The 17,687-nt window shown below is 59.7% G+C and carries 16 protein-coding genes and 1 other RNA gene; 8 read left to right on the forward strand and 9 right to left on the reverse strand.

Features of this window, described 5'->3' with window-relative positions; translation table 11 throughout:
* The first annotated feature begins 209 nt into the window (after positions 1–209).
* Positions 210–338: a hypothetical protein gene (locus NW863_RS08170; protein ID WP_414365729.1), complete on the forward strand. Its 129-nt coding sequence runs from the start codon at positions 210–212 to the stop codon at positions 336–338.
* Between the two features lie 268 nt (positions 339–606).
* On the opposite strand, the gene tkt is transcribed toward NW863_RS08170, so the two are convergent.
* Positions 607–2,607: a transketolase gene (tkt, locus tag NW863_RS08175; protein WP_414365730.1), complete on the reverse strand. Its 2,001-nt coding sequence runs from the start codon at positions 2,605–2,607 to the stop codon at positions 607–609.
* Between the two features lie 512 nt (positions 2,608–3,119).
* Here tkt and lipA point away from each other — a divergent pair.
* Together lipA and rnpB are read left to right on the forward strand one after the other, a co-directional pair.
* Complete coding sequence (gene lipA / locus NW863_RS08180) at positions 3,120–4,034, forward strand: lipoyl synthase (RefSeq protein ID WP_414365731.1); 915 nt, start codon at positions 3,120–3,122, stop codon at positions 4,032–4,034.
* 118 nt (positions 4,035–4,152) lie between these two features.
* Positions 4,153–4,607, forward strand: an RNA gene (rnpB, locus tag NW863_RS08185) — RNase P RNA component class A.
* A gap of 60 nt (positions 4,608–4,667) precedes the next feature.
* On the opposite strand, the gene NW863_RS08190 is transcribed toward rnpB, so the two are convergent.
* A complete protein-coding gene (locus tag NW863_RS08190) occupies positions 4,668–5,330 on the reverse strand; it encodes a TetR/AcrR family transcriptional regulator (protein WP_414365732.1) in 663 nt (220 codons plus the stop codon).
* A gap of 319 nt (positions 5,331–5,649) precedes the next feature.
* Between NW863_RS08190 and NW863_RS08195 the strand changes: the two genes are divergently transcribed.
* Positions 5,650–6,543 (forward strand): acyl-CoA desaturase, encoded by an 894-nt coding sequence (locus NW863_RS08195; protein WP_414365733.1) that lies wholly within the window; start codon positions 5,650–5,652, stop codon positions 6,541–6,543.
* Between the two features lie 347 nt (positions 6,544–6,890).
* Here NW863_RS08195 and NW863_RS08200 read toward each other — a convergent pair whose 3' ends face one another.
* The 6 genes from NW863_RS08200 to NW863_RS08225 form a co-directional block, all read right to left on the reverse strand.
* Positions 6,891–7,151 (reverse strand): hypothetical protein, encoded by a 261-nt coding sequence (locus NW863_RS08200; RefSeq protein WP_414365741.1) that lies wholly within the window; start codon positions 7,149–7,151, stop codon positions 6,891–6,893.
* Positions 7,152–7,347: 196 nt separating this feature from the next.
* Positions 7,348–7,611, reverse strand: coding sequence for a helix-turn-helix domain-containing protein (locus tag NW863_RS08205; protein WP_414365734.1), 264 nt, complete (start codon positions 7,609–7,611; stop codon positions 7,348–7,350).
* 150 nt (positions 7,612–7,761) lie between these two features.
* A complete protein-coding gene (locus NW863_RS08210) occupies positions 7,762–9,021 on the reverse strand; it encodes a sensor histidine kinase (protein ID WP_414365735.1) in 1,260 nt (419 codons plus the stop codon).
* A gap of 84 nt (positions 9,022–9,105) precedes the next feature.
* The gene (locus NW863_RS08215; RefSeq protein WP_414334417.1) at positions 9,106–9,870 is read right to left on the reverse strand and encodes an SDR family oxidoreductase; all 765 of its coding nucleotides are present in this window, start codon (positions 9,868–9,870) and stop codon (positions 9,106–9,108) included.
* A 23-nt stretch (positions 9,871–9,893) separates the two neighbouring features.
* On the reverse strand, positions 9,894–10,907 hold the full coding sequence (locus tag NW863_RS08220) for a ketopantoate reductase family protein (RefSeq protein WP_414365736.1): 1,014 nt from the start codon (positions 10,905–10,907) through the stop codon (positions 9,894–9,896).
* A gap of 22 nt (positions 10,908–10,929) precedes the next feature.
* Positions 10,930–11,037 carry a PetM family cytochrome b6-f complex subunit 7 gene (locus tag NW863_RS08225; protein WP_414334413.1) on the reverse strand — a complete coding sequence of 36 codons (108 nt, stop codon included), beginning with the start codon at positions 11,035–11,037 and terminating at the stop codon, positions 10,930–10,932.
* 497 nt (positions 11,038–11,534) lie between these two features.
* On the opposite strand from NW863_RS08225, the gene psbD reads away from it, so the two are divergent.
* From psbD to cobW, 3 genes are all read left to right on the forward strand, one after another.
* Entirely contained in the window at positions 11,535–12,593 is a 1,059-nt protein-coding gene (psbD, locus tag NW863_RS08230; RefSeq protein ID WP_414365737.1) for a photosystem II D2 protein (photosystem q(a) protein), read from the forward strand.
* Between the two features lie 211 nt (positions 12,594–12,804).
* A complete protein-coding gene (gene psbC, locus NW863_RS08235; RefSeq protein WP_414335970.1) occupies positions 12,805–14,154 on the forward strand; it encodes a photosystem II reaction center protein CP43 in 1,350 nt (449 codons plus the stop codon).
* Between the two features lie 128 nt (positions 14,155–14,282).
* Entirely contained in the window at positions 14,283–15,341 is a 1,059-nt protein-coding gene (gene cobW / locus NW863_RS08240; RefSeq protein ID WP_414365738.1) for a cobalamin biosynthesis protein CobW, read from the forward strand.
* Between the two features lie 65 nt (positions 15,342–15,406).
* Here cobW and NW863_RS08245 read toward each other — a convergent pair whose 3' ends face one another.
* A complete protein-coding gene (locus tag NW863_RS08245; protein ID WP_414365739.1) occupies positions 15,407–16,387 on the reverse strand; it encodes an NAD-dependent epimerase/dehydratase family protein in 981 nt (326 codons plus the stop codon).
* A gap of 209 nt (positions 16,388–16,596) precedes the next feature.
* On the opposite strand from NW863_RS08245, the gene NW863_RS08250 reads away from it, so the two are divergent.
* Entirely contained in the window at positions 16,597–17,622 is a 1,026-nt protein-coding gene (locus NW863_RS08250; RefSeq protein ID WP_414365740.1) for an ABC transporter permease, read from the forward strand.
* The last annotated feature ends 65 nt before the right edge of the window (positions 17,623–17,687 follow it).

The following is a 17,687-nucleotide window of genomic DNA, read 5'->3' on the forward strand; positions in this document are numbered from 1 at the left end:
TCTACAACGTTGCTACTAATCAGCAACCGGGGCTGGGAACCCGCCTCGTGAGTCTTGGATGCTTCAGCTCTACTTCACAGACCCGGTACACGGGATCCATGAAGCAACTGGGGCAGAGGAAGAGACAAAAACCTCGCCGTAAAGCGGATGGGGAAACCCCACCCGCCTGCGCGGTGGGGTAGTTCATCGCTGCAAAGGGAGGCATGGCTATGCCAGAAGAATCAGAAAAACCAGAGAAAAGCTACTCCTGGAAGGGCAGTGCCAATGCGGGCCGGGTACTGACGATTTTGGCCGTCGTGGGGGGAGTGGTCATTCTACTGGCGGGCTTCCTGCAGTAGGCCGAGCTGTCAGACCCAAAGTTGGCGCAAGAACATCTGCCTATCGCTGGAAGCCAACGTTTTCCCTGCTATGAAACTATGAAACAACTTTCTCGCTCCCTTCTCCTACAAGGGGAAAGGGGTTGGGGTAGCAAGTGTCTCAACCTTGCTTGAAACAACCGCAATGTTTTGCAAGTCCTGCTAACAAGTTGTCAGCCTTTCCACCAGGCAGCAAAAAACCCAGCAGAGAAGGGATCCCTGCTGGGCTCAGGCCGGAGGAGCAAAAACCCTAGCCTAGGAGCTGACGAGCGGTATTGAGCACATTCTCCACCGTAAAGCCGAACTTCTCCATGCAGACAGGGCCGGGGGCGGAGGCGCCAAAGCGGTCGATGCCGATGGCCACCCCCTCAAAGCCCAGGTACTTGTGCCAGCCAAAGGTGGATCCCGCCTCGACGGAGATGCGCTTGGTAACATTGGGGGGCAAGACGGAGTCGCGGTAGCTCTGAGGCTGGGCCTCGAACAGCTCCATGCAGGGCATGGAAACCACCCGTACCGCTCGGCCTTCCTGCTGCAGTTGAGCAGCAGCCTTCACCGCCAGCTCCAGCTCTGAGCCAGTGGCAATCAAGATAAGCTCCGGGTTGGGAGCATCCACCACCACATAGGCCCCCTTGGCTACCCCCTCAATGGAGGTGCCTTCTACGGGGTTGACCGCCTGCCGGGTAAACACCAGCACCGACGGGGTGGACATGGACTCGAGGGCCACCTGGTAGGCTCCCACCGTCTCGCGGGCGTCCGCCGGGCGGATGACGTAGAGGTTGGGGATGGCCCGCAGAGAGGCCAGCGTCTCAATGGGCTGGTGGGTGGGACCGTCTTCTCCTAGGGCCACTGAGTCGTGGGTCATGATGTGCAACACCCGCGCCCGCGAGAGGGCCGACAGCCGGATGGCCGGCCGCATGTAGTCGCTGAAAACCAAGAAGGTGGCGTCGTAGGGAATGAGGCCGCCGTGCAGAGCCATGCCATTGGCAATGGCTCCCATGCCATGTTCCCGTACCCCGAAGCGGAAGTTGCGCCCGTGGTAGGAGCCGGCCTGAAACTCCGGGATCCCCTTCAAGTAGGTCATGTTGGAATGGGCCAGATCGGCGGATCCCCCCAGCAGCTCTGGCACCGCCTTGGCCAGGGCGTTGAGACAAAACTTGGAGAGGTTGCGGGTGGATTCTTTGCCAGTTTCGGCAATGGGAGCCAACGCTTCTTTCCAGCCCGCAGGCAGCTCCCCGGCCATGATGCGCTTGAACTCGGCGGCCTCTTCTGGGTAGGCCTTCTCGTAGGCGGCAAAGCGCTCGTTCCACTCCGCCTCGGCTTTGGCCCCTTTATCGATGGCCTGGCGGAAGTGGGCCAGCACCTCGTCGGGGATGTAGAACTCCGGCTCCAGCGGCCAGCCCAAGTTTTGTTTGGTGAGCTTGACCTCTTCTGGCCCCAGGGGCGCCCCGTGGACGCTCTCGCTGCCAGCTTTGTTGGGGGATCCGTAGCCAATGGTGGTCTCGACGATGATCAAAGAAGGCTTGTCGGTGACCTCCTTGGCTTTTTGGATGGCTTCGGCGATCGCCTTCAGGTCGTGGTTGCCATCCTCCACTTTTTGCACGTGCCAGCCGTAGGCCTCGTAGCGCTTGCCCACATCTTCGGTAAAGGCAATTTCCGTGCTGCCGTCGATGGAGATGTGGTTGCTGTCGTAGAGCATGATCAGCTTGCCCAGTTTGAGGTGGCCGGCCAGCGAGGCCGCTTCCGAGGCCACCCCCTCCATGTTGCAGCCATCACCCAAGATCACGTAGGTGTAGTGATCCACAATCGTGTGGCCGGGCTTGTTGAAGCGGGCCGCCAAGTGGGCCTCGGCAATCGCCAGCCCTACCGCATTGCCCACCCCCTGTCCCAGCGGGCCGGTGGTCACCTCCACACCGGGAGTTTCAAAGTTTTCCGGGTGCCCGGGAGTTTTGGATCCCCACTGGCGAAACTGCTTGATGTCCTCCAGACTGACATCAAAGCCCGTCAGGTGCAGCAGGGCATATTGCAGCATGCAGCCGTGGCCCGCCGAGAGGACGAAGCGATCCCGATCCACCCACTTGGGGTTGCGGGGATTGAACTTCAAAAACTGCTGCCAAAGCACATAGGCCATGGGTGCTGCCCCCATCGGCAGGCCGGGGTGGCCGGAGTTGGCTTTCTGAACAGCATCCACCGCCAAAAAACGAATCGTGTTGATGGCAAGTTGTTCCAGGGAGGGAGGAGCAGCAACAACCATGTGGGATCCCTATCGCTCGACATTCGCTTTCCAGTATGCCTTGACACTCCCACGGCCTAAAGGCGGGGGATTCTTACGCAGTTCAACAACAAACTCGTAAAGGCGCTGTCAAGACGCCTCTAGACGGTTCCTTGAGGCAAAACCCCAAGGTTCTGCTGACTTTCCTGTTCACGTCAGCGGGACGGAGTCCTTGGAGGTTGGCTGAGACGTTGACACCTCCCGGACGCTTGCCACCGGTCGGGTTTTTCACCGTTTTAGGGGTTCGCCTGGGAACGCTACGCCTCGGTGACAACTATACCATTGGCGAGCAACTAAAGTTGCTTACGGGCTTTTCCGCCCTGCACTCAAGTGCGGGGCTACCAAGCTATCCTTCTGTGTTTTGGGCCTCGCTTCCGAAGCAGTGGGGATCCATCAAGCTGGGAATTGGCCCGGGTCGGTCTCGGCTGGGCAAGATGACAGGCTAAGCTGAGAGATAGGCTTGCCACCATTTCTGGTGGGTTGGAGGGTTTTCATTGAGCGCTGTTTCTTCGCCTAGCGGTAAACCGCCCTGGCTGCGGGCCAAAGCCCCCCAACGGGCCGCGTCTGTCCAGCAACTGCTGCGGGACTTGGGCCTGAACACGGTTTGCGAAGAGGCTTCCTGTCCCAACTTAGGGGAATGCTTTGCCAACGGCACCGCCACCTTCTTGATCATGGGCCCGGCCTGTACCCGTGCCTGCCCCTACTGCGATATCGACTTCACCAAACGGCCTTTGCCCTTGGATCCCACTGAGCCGCTGCGGGTGGCAGAAGCCGTGCAACGGCTGGGGTTGCGCCACGCGGTCATTACCTCGGTGAATCGGGACGACCTGCCGGATGGCGGAGCCAGCCAGTTTGTTGCTTGCATTACCGAAATCCGCCGCCGCCTGCCCCGGACGACCATCGAGGTCTTGATCCCAGATTTATGTGGCAACTGGCAGGCCTTGGAGCAGATTCTCGCTGCCCGCCCAACGGTGCTTAACCACAACACGGAAACCGTGCCCCGCCTCTACCGGCGAGTGCGCCCCCAGGGGAACTACGAGCGCTCCCTGCGGCTTCTGGAACTGGCACGGCAATGGGATCCGGGCCTCTACACCAAGTCAGGGGTGATGCTGGGCTTAGGAGAGACCGCCGAGGAGATTTTACAGGTGATGCAAGATCTGCGCCGGGTGGGCTGCGACATCCTCACTCTTGGCCAATACCTGGCGCCCAGCCCCAAACACCTGCCGGTGGAGCGCTATGTCACCCCAGAAGAGTTCGACCATTGGCGGCAAGTGGGGGAAGAGCTAGGCTTTCTGCAGGTGGTGTCCTCCCCTCTCACCCGCAGCTCCTACCATGCCGAAGCCGTGCAAGAGCTGATGCGGCGCTACCCGAAAAGGGGATCCCCTGCTGAGAGCGTCTTGCCAAGCTAGATCAGAAGTCCTGAGGTGTTGTTGTGGCGCAACGCTTCTCCCGGGAAGACCACAGGCCTAGTTGGTAGGGATTTCTGGCATCTTCTTTGGTAAAGATGCAGTAGGATCGAACTGAAGAGAGAGGAGGGGCAGGCGGTTGCGTCCTCGCTGCCGCTACCAGGCAGCAGGATGAGGAAAGTCCGGGCTTTCAGAAGAACACACCGCTGGGGAAACTCCCAGTGCGGGTAACCGCGAGGATAGTGCCACAGAAACATACCGCCGATGGCTGGGATCCCACCCAGTACAGGTAAGGGTGCAAAGGTGGGGTAAGAGCCCACCAGCAGCGTCGTGAGGCGCTGGCTCGGTAAACCCCGGTGGAAAGCAAGGCCGCAGCCGCAGGACTATGGCTGTTCTTCGCCCCTGTTGGCTGCATCGAGGTCACGGTACTCAACCATTGGTTGGGGAAGGGTGTCCTCGGTGGTGGTGAGCCGCTAGAGGGTGGTGGCAACATCACTCCCAGAGAGATGACCGCCAGTGTGGGTCGCCCCTTGGAGCACCCCACTACAGAACCCGGCTTACAACCTCCTCATCTCTTCTCTTTTTTGGGTTTTTTGGGATTGCCAACCTCGAGGGAGTCCTTCGGAGGGAAGATTCTTAAGTTTGTCTCATACCCGTCAAGGCCGCCATCCACAGCTCTACGCAGGCTTGGAGGAGGAAGGGAACGCTGCTGCTAGGAGTGCCCTTGTCCGCTTGCTTAGCTGGGGGCTTGTCAGAGGCGCTGGAAGGCAGGCCAGCGGTAACGGCTAACACTGCTGTCCCTAAAATCATGAGGTGGAGAACTCCAGCAGCGGCCTGAAGGCGATCAGAGTCAATGGCTTGTAGCTCCGGGCTAGGGAGCTGCTGAAGGTAGTGGGCTAGCTGCTCTTGCGCCTTCAGGAAGCCTGCTCTCAAGGCACGGCGATGCTCCTCGGAGTAGAAGCCTGCTTCTCCCACCAACGAGCGCACCAGCTCAGGGTTATTAGCTAGGGCTTGGAAGCAGGTTTGGACATAGCGGAGGAGAATGGCTTGTAGCTCAGAGCCCCGGAAGGTAGCGGGATCCGCTGGGAGGGGTAAGTCGGCAATGCCGGAGAAAACTCCCAGCTCAGCAAATACAGCCAGGAGCAGTCCCTGCTTGCTGCCAAAGTGACGAAACAGGGTTACTTCATGAACGCCGGCCAAGTCTGCAATTTGACGGGTGGTGGTCTGAGTGATGCCCTGGCGGACGAAGAGGTCTCGAGCCGCGTTCAGCAGCCTTTGCCGGGAAGAAGGACGTGCCATGGTAGGTGATGGGGTAAGAAGTCAAGAGGAAGCGCTCAAGGTAGTAGCAATCTGCAAGTAGCACTTGCATTTGAGGTGAAATATCGTTAAGCTTAACCTCAGGCGAGATCAAACCTGCTGCCTTTCTGCTCTCTCATAGCGGCTTTCACTGCTGGGGCTTGCTTGGGCAGGCCTTCAGGGATCCCGGCTTGCCTTTCAGGGAGGCGAGCTCGTTGTAAGCTAAGTCAGGGATGCGGTGGCCTTTGCATGAGAAGCAACTTTGGGAGGAGGTATTTGATTCTGCGCTGCCCTTACTCCTTTTCTGAGGTTTTGCTGGTTCATGGCCGTTTCCCTTCCCACCCAATCGCTGGACAACCCCAACCGTTCTGCTTCGCTCGCTCAGCCTGAGCCCCAAAAGTCTTTTCGGTTTGCCTGGGAATTTGTTCTTTTTTTCGTTGTTTTTCACGCCCTCGCTTTGGTGGGCGGCATCGTTTGCTTTTCCTGGCCAGCCTTGGGGGTGGCCCTATTGCTTCACTGGTGTTTCGGCAGCTTGGGCATCTGCCTGGGGTATCACCGTCTTCTTAGCCATCGCAGCTTCCAAGTGCCCAAGTGGCTCGAATATGTCTTTGCTACCTTCGGTGCTCTCGCCATCCAGGGGGGGCCAATTTTTTGGGTGGCCGGCCATCGTCAGCATCACGCTTTTACGGAAGACGAAGAGCGGGATCCCTACTCTGCTCGCAAAGGCTTTTGGTGGAGCCACCTGCTCTGGCTCATTTACCAACGGGAAGAGTTTTTTAATCGTGAGAAGTATTCTGCCTTTGCGCCGGATTTGGCTCGGGATCCTTTTTATCGTTGGCTAGACCAGTATGGGCTGCTGCTGCAACTGCCGCTGGCTGTAGTGCTTTACCTGCTCGGCGGTTGGCCGTTCGTTATCTACGGCATCTTTGTGCGGACAGTGCTGCTGCTGCACTGCACCTGGTTGATTAACTCTGCCAGCCACTTCTGGGGCTATCGGACGTTCGAAAGCAATGACAATGCCCGTAACCTTTGGTGGGCGGCTCTGCTCACCTACGGCGAAGGTTGGCACAACAACCATCACGCCGACCCGAAGTGCGTGAAAGCAGGTTTGCGCTGGTGGGAAATTGACATGACCTACTGGGTCATTTGGGTGTTGGCGCGACTGGGTTGGGCTCGTAAGTTGCACCTGCCCGCTCAAGGTCAGCCAACTCGCTAAACTGTCTCTGCCTCAGAGCTTCTAGAACCCTCGATAAAGTCACCCTGGCCGTACGGGCAATTCTTGCTAAGACAGTTCGTTGCGCTGCTCGGTGGATCCCTCTCCCAAAAAAGGGAGAGGGGTTTAGGGTGACGGGCCTGTATGCGCTAGCGTAAGCTCGTTAGCAGCGCAGAGCACTCAAGCTCTGTCTCGACCTAGCTTGGAGCTGCTGCCCAGTTATCGGTTCCGGTTGGAAGGGAAGTCAATATCCCCCTGCGGGGAGCTGGCAGGGCTCGCCAGATAACCCAGAGGTCTCGCGCTGGCGACGAGTAGCCAACCTTTCATTCTTTTTCGGCAATGCAGGAGGGCTAGTCCTGTAAGGGGCTGTACTGCCATGTCCCGTAGTGGTCAAGAACGCGCTGAACTTGCTCTGGGTCAGCGTCAGCCTCCTGGCGAATTTGCAGCGCCTCGATTTGGCTATCGGAATAGCGAAAGAGGGGGTCTTTTCTCCATTCCAGCTCTGCTTCCACACCTGGAATGCAGGCCAAATGGGCAGCCACCTCTCGATAAACCATCAGGGGCATGGAATCGTAGCGAACAGCGTAACGTTTCAGCTTAGGGATGCCCACGGATGACAACTCAACCTACGCAACTCAAAATGCAGCTACCTCCAGCCAAACTCAGGACTTCCCAAGGGCTCTGCGCAGCTTCTTTTTCCCCCTCACCGTCGCTCCCTCTCTCAGAAGCAATCGCGGTGCAAAACGCAAAAAACCCCCGATTAAAACTCTACGTTGGGCGTTTGGCTACTGGTAAAGCAAGATGGGGCTAGGCAATTTTGTCATCCACTAGGGTGCAGCAATTGACCTGATCCAGGCAAATCTTTCCCCATTGCAGAGCCCAGCGCACCAAAGCGACGCGATTTGACGTTCGCGTCTTGCTCAGAATGTTGCTGATGTGATTGTCAACAGTGCGCTTGCTGATTTCCAAGCGCTCTGCAATGTCCTGATTGGTCAGACCCGCTGCGATTAACTCGAGAACCTGCAGCTCACGCTCCGACAACAAATCAGCGGAATGATAATCGGCGCCCATTCCGAATGCCCAGGGTACAAACTGTAAGGATTACCTAGACCAATTCTAGGGGATCCCCTCCAAGATGGATAGTCCCGCCGCAGGAAAATCTGCGGCAATTCTCAGGCCGAAGGGTTTGGCGATGTTGACGGGAGCGCTTCTGGGCAGCTTTCACAGGGCATCGGCGCGTTTCCGGGGCAGTTCCACCTGCACCCACAGCCCACCTGCTTGTGGGTGATTGCGCAGGCGGATTGTGCCGCCGTGAAGTTCCACAATTTGCCGCACGATCGCCAGCCCCAGGCCGGTGCCGCCTTTGCTGCGAGCCCGCGCCGCATCGGTGCGGTAAAAGGGTTGAAAGACCAGCTCAAATTGATCCTCCGGCAGGCCAGGGCCGTGGTCGTACACCTCCAGCCGCACCTGGGATCCCTGTTCCAAGAGCAGCACGTGGACAGGGGAGTCGGGCGCGCCATATTTGACGGCGTTGTCCAAGAGGTTGAGGATGAGGCGGTAGAGGCGCTGTTCATCTCCCCAGAGATAGAGCTGGGAGGGGCTGCTCAGGTGCAGTTCCTGGTGACGGGGCTTGGCCAGCGGTTCTAAGCTCTGCCAGGCTTCGCGCACCAAGGCTGCCAGATCCACCCAGCGCCATTGGGAGCGGGATCCGGCCCCCAAGTTAAGGGCGCTCAGTTCCAACAAGTCTTGTACCAACTGGCTGAGGCGCAGCGTCTCGTTGAGCAATCGTTCCACCCAAACCGCTTGCGCGGTGTCGACCCGGCTTTGTAAAGTTTCGGCCAGCAGACGAATCGAGGTGAGGGGGGTTTTCAGCTCGTGGGCCACATCCGAGGCCCAGCGATCCCGTTGTTGGGCTAGCAGGGTAGCTTCCAGCCGGTCTTCCAAAAAGATGGCAACCTGCCCCTGCGGCAGGGGCAGCCCCCAAGCCCGCAGCGGAACCGGTTTATTCTCGCCGCCGGAAGGGTAGAAGATCCATTCGCGGCTCTGGATGGGCGTGCTGGCCCCCTGGCGGCGGGTGGCTTCGATGAGCTGATCCAACTCATAGGAGCGCACCCACTCCAGCAGGAGCTTGACGCCCGGCTGCCACTGGCCAATGTGCAGCAGGCGTTGAGCGGCAGGGTTACACTCCAGGACCACGTTGTTCTCGTCCACCCGCAGATATCCCCAGGGCAGGTGGTGGCTGAGATACTGCCAGTCTTGCAGGTGTCGTTTTTGGCTGGCCCACTCCAGTTCTTGTTGGCGCAGGTGGCGGCTGAGCCGGCTGAGCATCTGTTCTGGCGAACTCAGAGGCAGGGGCACGTGCAGCAGGGATCCCAACTGTTGCAATTGGCGGCCGAAGCGGCGCCGACTCTGCCAGAGCAAAATTAGCGTGCCGAGTAGGCCGATGCCCAACCCAATGAGGATCCCGCTTTCCACTCCCATGGGCCCACCCCCTTTGCCGCCATTGTCGCCCAGGGATGGGGGGGTGAATACCGAACAAGCGAAGGGATCGGGATCTTCGCATCCTTATCGGCGATGCACCATTGTCGTGCTGGCCTGGTCGGTGGGCACCAGCAAGACCTCACTGAGGTTGACGTGGGGGGGACGGGTGACGGCAAACAGCACCACCTCGGCCACATCCATCGCCGTCAGGGGGGTGAGGCCCCGATAGACCGCTGCCGCCCGCTCGCGATCGCCGTGGAAGCGCACCTGGCTGAACTCGGTTTCCACCAAGCCGGGCTGGATCTCGGTGACGCGAATGGGGGTGCCCAGCAGATCCAGCTTCAGGCCCTCAGAGATGGCCCGCACGGCGGCTTTGGAAGCACAATAGACGGCGCCGCCGGGATAGGTCTGCCGACCGGCAATGGAGCCGATGTTGACCACATGGCCGCGGCCCCGCTCCACCATGCCGGGCAAAACGGCGCGGGTAACATACAGCAAGCCCTTGATGTTGGTATCGATCATCTCCTCCCAATCTTGCAGAGCACCGGTATGGAGCTTGTCCAAGCCGCGACTGAGGCCGGCGTTGTTGATCAAGATGTCGATCTCAGCCCAGACCGGCGGCAAAGACTGGAGCGCCTGTTGTACGGCTGCCCTGTCCCGCACATCCAAAGTCAGCAAGTATGAGGAAGCGCCGTAAGCCTGCTGCAACTCCATAGCCAGCTCCTGCAGACGCTCCTGACGGCGGGCCACCAGGATCAGCTTGGCCCCAGAACGGGCAAAAAGCGTGGCACAGGCTGCCCCGATGCCGCTGCTGGCACCGGTGATGAGCACAATGGCGTTTTCCAGCATAGTCCGCAAGAGTTGAGGGGCTACTAGGGGATCTGCGGCTGGGAACGGGCCGCCTTCCCCGCCTGAAGCGAGCGCTCCAGCAGCTTAACGCAAGCATAGAGTGTATCCAAATGGGGAGTCGGGATCCCTGCCCAACGCCCCAGCTCCGCGATGGCGCCGACAATGCTCTCGATCTCCGTCGGTCGCCCCCGCTCAATATCCTGCAGCATCGAGGTGCGATGGGATCCCACGCGGGCTGCATCCTTGAGCCGCTCTTCCAGAGAGACCGGCAGCTGGATCCCCAGCGCTTGGGCCACAGCCTCGGTTTCCTGCATCACCGACTCAACCAACGCATGGGTGGGCGGGTACTGGGCAATTTCGTCTTGGGCCGCGCGGGTGAGGGCGCTGATGGGGTTGAAAGCGGCGTTGCCCCACAGTTTTTGCCAGATCTCGACCCGAATTTGGGAGGTGAGAGTTACAGGAAGCTGCGCCTGCTCAAAGATGGCCGCCAGAGAGCGCAGCCGCTCCGACAACGATCCATCTGGCTCCCCCAGAATATAGCGCCCGCCGCCGGTGTGCAAAACTACCCCCGGCTCTGCCAACTGCACGGCGATGTACACGACACAGCCGATCACCCGTTCGATCGGCAGATGGGCGGCGATCACCCCGCCCGGATCCACCGAAGTCAAGGAGCGCCCCTCAAACTCGCCGCCATGCCGGTAAAAGTACCACCAGGGAAGACCATTCTGAACAACCACAAGGGGGGTGTCCGGGCCACACAGGGATCCCAACTGTGGGGCAAGCAGGGGCAAGCTGTAGGCCTTGACAGCAAGGATTACCACATCTTGCCGCCCCAGCTCAGCCAAGTCATCGCTGGCTGTCAGCCGCTCCACCCAAGCCTCAGGGGGATCCCCCTGCCGGATCAGTTTCAATCCTTGGCTGCGGATGGCCTGCAAGTGGGATCCCCGTGCCACCACACTCACTGGAAAACCGGCTCGGGCCAGGCAGACGGCCAAATGCCCTCCCACTGCCCCGGCGCCAACGATGCCGATTTTCATGTTTCACCAAGCGAGGAAATCCCTACTCGGCCCCGCCCTGGGTGACGCGCAGGATCCCGTACCCGAGCGCCACGCCCACTAGGGTCAGGACAATAGAGAGCCCAGCAATGGTGAAGATCTCACTAGCCATAGATTCCTCTCAGGTGGATTGCCTCGCCCTTTAAGGATATCGGATCTTGAGCCTTCGGCCTTCCCCGGGGTGAGGCGGCCCCTCACGCTCAATATCTCAGGAGAGAAAAACCGCAAAGATTACAGTCGGTGAAGATCCCGGTCGCCTTAGACTTGATGGGGGCGTGTCCTCCGCCTCTATAATGAAAGCAATTTACAAGTCTTTACTGGCATAGGCTAAATTGTTGTAATGCCGACAGCCGTGAAACTTGTTCGGTGGCTCTAGTGTGGCTCGTCGGGACTGCCACAGCCCTGCTGAGGATGCCAAGAGCAGCTCGGAACGCCAGCAAAGCTGTCTAATGCAGCGGTTGGTCGGTTCCGGTCAGGAATCCCTGTAGGGAAACTGAGGCGATAAAGTTCGCAGACTGAGTCTTTATACCTAGGCCCCAGTCTTGCTTCAAAGAAGCAAAGTTTGTAGTTTCATTAATGTCCTCATCATCTTTTTAAGGAGAAGTTGAGATGACCATCGCGGTAGGGCGCGTACGCCAGGAGCGAGGATGGTTCGACATCGTCGATGACTGGCTCAAGCGCGACAGATTCGTGTTTATCGGCTGGTCGGGGCTGCTGCTGTTCCCCTGCGCCTACCTGGCCTTGGGCGGCTGGCTGACCGGCACCACCTTTGTAACTTCTTGGTACACCCACGGCCTGGCCAGCTCCTACCTGGAGGGGTGCAACTTTTTGACCGTGGCCGTGTCCACCCCCGCCGACAGCATGGGGCACAGCCTGTTGCTGCTGTGGGGCCCGGAAGCCCAGGGGGACTTTACCCGCTGGTGTCAGATTGGCGGGCTGTGGACCTTTGTCGCCTTCCATGGAGCGCTGGGCCTGATTGGCTTTATGCTGCGGCAATTTGAGATTGCCCGGCTGGTGGGGGTGCGGCCCTACAACGCCATTGCCTTCAGCGCGCCGATTGCGGTGTTTGTGAGCGTGTTTTTGATTTACCCGCTGGGGCAGAGCAGTTGGTTTTTTGCCCCCAGCTTTGGGGTAGCGGGGATCTTCCGCTTCTTGCTGTTCTTCCAAGGGTTCCACAACTGGACGCTGAACCCCTTCCACATGATGGGGGTGGCTGGCGTTTTGGGTGGAGCGCTGTTGTGTGCCATCCATGGGGCGACGGTGGAGAACACGCTCTACAAGGATGGGGAAGCGGCGAGCACGTTTCGGGCGTTTGAGCCGACGCAGGCGGAAGAAACCTACTCCATGGTGACGGCTAACCGCTACTGGAGCCAGATTTTTGGGATAGCGTTTTCCAACAAGCGGTGGCTGCACTTTTTCATGCTGTTTGTGCCGGTGACGGGTTTGTGGATGTCGAGCATTGGGGTAGTGGGGTTGGCGCTGAACCTGCGGGCGTATGACTTTATCAGTCAGGAGACCCGGGCGGCGGAGGATCCTGAGTTTGAGACGTTCTACACGAAGAACATTTTGCTCAACGAGGGGATTCGGGCCTGGATGGCGCCGCAGGATCAGCCGCACGAGCGCTTTGAGTTCCCCGAAGAAGTCCTACCCCGCGGCAACGCGCTCTAAACTGGCGCTGGCTGTCGAACGCTTGAGTTCTCTCGATCCTTCACGTGAGAGCCGGGGCCGAGCGTTCGCCTATTCAAGCCTTGGATTGGATGGGTAGGCGCTCGGCCATTCTTAAGAGCCTTTGCTTTTCAGCTCTATCTTCTGCTGTACTGACTGTTACTCTTTTCGGAGGCTGGCCTCAGTGACTTCAACGACCTTTGGTTCCGCAGCGATGCAGGATCGCACCCAGGGCGGGTTTGCCTGGTGGGCCGGGAATGCTCGCTTGATCAATCTCTCCGGTCGGCTTTTGGGTGCCCACGTGGCCCACGCCGGCCTGATCGTCTTCTGGGCGGGAGCGATGCTGCTGTTTGAGGTGGCTCACTTCACGCCGGATCGGCCTATGTACGAGCAGGGCCTGATCCTGATGCCCCACGTGGCCACTTTGGGCTGGGGGGTTGGCCCGGGCGGCGAAGTTATCGACACCTACCCCTACTTTGTGATTGGTGTGCTGCACCTCATCTCTAGCGCAGTGCTGGGGCTGGGGGGCATCTATCACGCCGTGCGCGGCCCAGAAACCCTGGAGCAGTCTTTCCCCTTCTTCGGCTACGACTGGAAAGACAAGAACAAGATGACCACCATCTTGGGGATCCACCTCATCCTCTTGGGGTTGGGGGCTTTCCTGTTGGTGGCCAAGGCCATGTGGTTTGGCGGTGTCTATGACACCTGGGCTCCCGGCGGTGGCGATGTGCGAGTGATCACCAACCCCACCCTCAACCCGGCGGTGATCTTCGGCTACCTGTTCAAGTCTCCCTTCGGCGGCGACGGCTGGATCATCAGCGTGGACAACATGGAGGATGTGATCGGCGGCCATATCTACATCGGCATCATCTGCATTGCCGGTGGGATCTGGCACATCCTCACCAAGCCTTTTGGCTGGGCCCGCCGTGCCTTCATCTGGTCGGGGGAAGCTTATCTCTCCTACAGCTTGGCGGCGGTCTCGCTGATGAGCTTTATTGCCACCTGCTACATCTGGTTCAACAACACTGTTTACCCCAGCGAGTTCTACGGCCCCACCGGCCCTGAAGCCTCGCAAGCGCAAGCCCTCACCTTTATCGTGCGCGACCAGCGCCTGGGGGCGAACATCGGCCAGGCCCAAGGCCCCACCGGTCTGGGTAAGTACCTGATGCGCTCCCCCACGGGCGAGATCATCTTCGGCGGTGAGACGATGCGCTTCTGGGATGTGCGAGCGCCCTGGAAGGAGCCGCTGCTGGGTCCCAATGGCTTGGATCTGGATAAGTTGAAAAACGACATCCAACCCTGGCAAGCTCGCCGTGCGGTGGAGTACATGACCCACGCGCCACTGGGATCCCTGAACTCGGTGGGGGGTGTGGCGACCGAGATCAACACGGTGAACTTCACCAGCCCGCGCACCTGGCTGGCAGCCCACAACTTCATCTTCGGCTTCCTGTTCTTCGTTGGCCACCTGTGGCATGCCGGTCGCGCCCGTGCCGCTGCTGCCGGCTTTGAGAAAGGGATCAGCCGCGAGAACGAGCCGGTTTACCGGATGAAGCCGATCCGATAAGCACGGAAGTCTCTCGGAGATCAACCTTTGGCCCCCGGTAGGGGGCCTTTTTTTGGGGATCCCCCCCGACAGGATTGGCAGAGAAGGAAGAGAGGATAGAGACTGAGAAGGCTGAATGTTCGGTAAAGATGCACAAAGTCCCGGTTACGGTCATCACTGGATTTTTGGGATCCGGCAAGACCACGGTGATCCGTCACCTGTTGCTTAACAACCAGGGCCGCCGCATCGCCGTTTTGGTCAATGAGTTTGGCGAAGTGGGCATTGATGGCGAACTGCTGCGGGGTTGCCAACGTTGCGAGGGAGAGGGATCCATCCCCATTTTGGAGCTGGCCAACGGCTGCCTCTGCTGCACGGTGCAGGAGGAATTTTTGCCCACCATGGAAACCCTGCTGCAGCAGCGGGCGGAGCTGGACGGCATCCTGATTGAGACTTCAGGATTGGCCTTGCCTAAGCCCCTGGTGCAGGCTTTCCGCTGGCCCACCCTACGCACCGGCGCCACGGTGGATGCGGTGATTGCAGTGGTGGACGGTCAGGCTCTGGCTTCTGGGCAACTGGTGGGGGATCGGGCGGCGCTGGAAGCGCAGCGGCAGGCCGATGCGAGCCTGGATCACGAGACGCCCATTGAGGAGCTGTTTGCGGATCAGTTGAGCTGCGCCGATTTGGTGCTGCTGAGCAAGGTGGATCAGATCACGTTGTCGGAGCGAGCGCGCGTGGAGAGCTGGCTGCGGCAACAATTGCGCCCTGAGGTTCGAGTCCTCCCCTGTGAGCGGGGCCAGGTTGCCCCAGAAGTGCTCTTGGGCTTCAACGCAGCCGTGGAAGACCAACTTGAGAGCCGCCCCAGCCACCACGACCACGAAGAAGACCACGAGCACGAGGCCTTCGAGTCTTTTTACCTGAGCCTGGAGGGGAGCTATGAGCCGGTATCCCTAGTTGCCCAACTGCGCCAACTGGCTCAAGAGGAATGCCTCTACCGGGTGAAGGGGTTTGTGGCCGTGCCCCACAAGCCGATGCGGCTGGTGCTGCAGGGAGTGGGAGGGCGATTTGAAACCTACTACGACCGGCCCTGGCGCCCGCAAGAGCCGCGGTTGACCCGCCTAGTGTTCATCGGGCAGAGGCTTAACCGGGAGCGCATTGCCGCTCAGCTTCAGGACTTGGCTCACAGAGAAGCAGCGGCCTTTACTGGTTGATCCCTCTCACCCCCAGCCCCTCTCCCTCTGGGAGAGGGGGGTTGGCGTGACCCTATAAAAGCGGCCTAGAGGTAGGCATCTAGGAGAGAGGCCACGGTGGGGAAGTGGCAGGGCAAGCCCAGGGCTGCTGGCGAGAGGGCCGGATAGACAAAATGGCGGTGGCGCAGACAGTACTCGTCCCACGCCGAAAGCCGCACCCCAAACAGAAAAGCCAAGCTGCGGAGGAGTCCGAGGGGCAAGGGCAGGCGGAAGTAGATCCGCTTTCTGAAATAGGCGCACACCTGTTCCACGCACTCATCCACAGACAGAGGGGGATTGCCCAACACCCAATCGCCGCCACCGGGCGGATGGGCCACCCAGTGAGCCACCATCTCTGCCACATCGGCAGCGTGGATGAAGTGGAAGCTGGCATCCACCCGCAAAAAGCGGATGAGATCCAGCCAGCGGAGCACATCCTTAAGGCCAGCGGTGATGTGGGAATAGGGGTGGTGGGGGCTGCCGCCAAACAGTAGGGTGGGGCAGAGCGTCAGCAGCCGATCCGGCCAGAAGCAGCTTTCCCGCCGCCGCAGCAGCATCACATACTTGCTGCGGATGTAGTCGGTGCCGGCCTGGCCGGCGATGGCCAAAGGTTGTAACGCCTGATCCAAAAGGCTGGCGGTGGAAAAGTAGATCACCTGCTGGCAGCGCCGGGGATCCAACAACTGAAAGAGCTCCAGAGTGTGGGTAACATTCACCGCCCAGGTTAGGGTGGGATCCCCCCAAGCCGCCGCCATGTGGATTAGCCCATCCATCTGTTGCAGCAGAGCGGCGTGCTCGCGGATGTGCAGCAGATCGCCGGGCACCAGGGTGATAGGGGCGGGCAAATGCTCCGGGGGTAACCGCAGACGGCTGGGATTGCGGATAAGAATGTAGAGGTGGTAGGCGGGCCGCTCCGGAAACTCGGGATCCCTTTCCTGGGCCAGGCGCTCCAACACATAGTGCCCCAGACAGCCGCTAGCGCCGGTAAGAAACAGGTTTCGCAAGAGGTCTTCCCAACGGCAACTCATCGAAAAAGCTTTTGACTAGTCTACCGCCTTGGCTTGCGCCTGCCGGAGCGGCCTAACTCCCAATTCCTCTGCCGGCAAGTCCGGGCAACTGCACCCTGTTCCAAGCCGGGCAGCAGGCTAGAAATCTGGCCCGAAGAATGGCAGCATAGTTCGACAAGGATCCCCTACCGGGATCCCAGCTAAGACCGCGCTCAACTCGACCTCTGTCTGTGGCCGTAACCTCCTCTTCCCCTAGCAGGCGCGCTTTCAGTCTGTGGCCACCGCTGGCCTTGGTCTTGCAGCGGCTGGCCCAAGCGGTGCCGGTGCTACTGCTGATCACGGTGCTTAGCTTTTTGCTCTTGCAACTGGCTCCCGGTGATTTTTTGGATCCCTTGCGGGCGGATCCTAGTGTCAGCCAAGAGTTTATTGCCCAGGAAGAGGCACGGCTGGGCCTGGATAAGCCCTTGATTTGGCAGTATTTGACCTGGCTGGGCAATCTGCTGCAGGGGGATTTTGGCGTCAGCTACACCTATCGCGTGCCGGTGGCGCAACTCATCCTCTCCCGTGCCGGCGCCACCTTGCTGTTGGCAGTGTGCTCTGTTTTGCTAACTTGGCTAATTGCTGTTCCTCTGGGGATCCTGGGGGCGCTGCGGCAGAACACTCCTTTGGATCGGGCGTTGCAGTTGCTCAGCTACCTGGGGCAGGCCATGCCCAGCTTTGTGCTGGCCATTTTGCTGCTGATCGTGGCTCAAAACGTGGGCTGGTTGCCGGTAGGGGGAATGACCAGTGTTTATTTTGCCGAGCTCGGTTGGGGGGGGAAGCTGCTGGATCTGGGCCGCCACCTGCTCTTGCCCACGCTGGCCCTGAGCATTACCAGCTTTGCCGGGCTGCAGCGGATTACCCGCGGCAACTTCTTGGACGTGCTGCGGCAGGAATACATCCAGGCGGCGCGGGCACGGGGCATTCCTGAATGGCGGGTGATCTGGCTGCATGCATTGCGCAACGCCGTCAACCCCTTGATCACGATTTTGGGCTTTGAGTTTGCCAATCTGCTCAGCGGCTCCTTCATTGCCGAGTTTTTCTTCAATTGGCCGGGGCTGGGCAAGCTGCTCTTGGAAGCCGTCCAAAGCTTTGACATCAACGTGGTGATGGCCGGGCTTTTGCTGGGAGCGGTGATGCTGATTTTGGGCAACCTGTTGGCCGATCTGCTCTTGATGTGGGTGGATCCGCGGATCCGACCTGAGTCTTTGCTATGAACTACCCCACCGCGTAGGCGGGTGGGGTTTCCTCACCCGCTTGACAGCAGAGCTTTTGTCTCTTC

This window comes from Synechococcus sp. B60.1, from assembly GCF_047462555.1.
Lineage (GTDB): Bacteria > Cyanobacteriota > Cyanobacteriia > Thermostichales > Thermostichaceae > Thermostichus.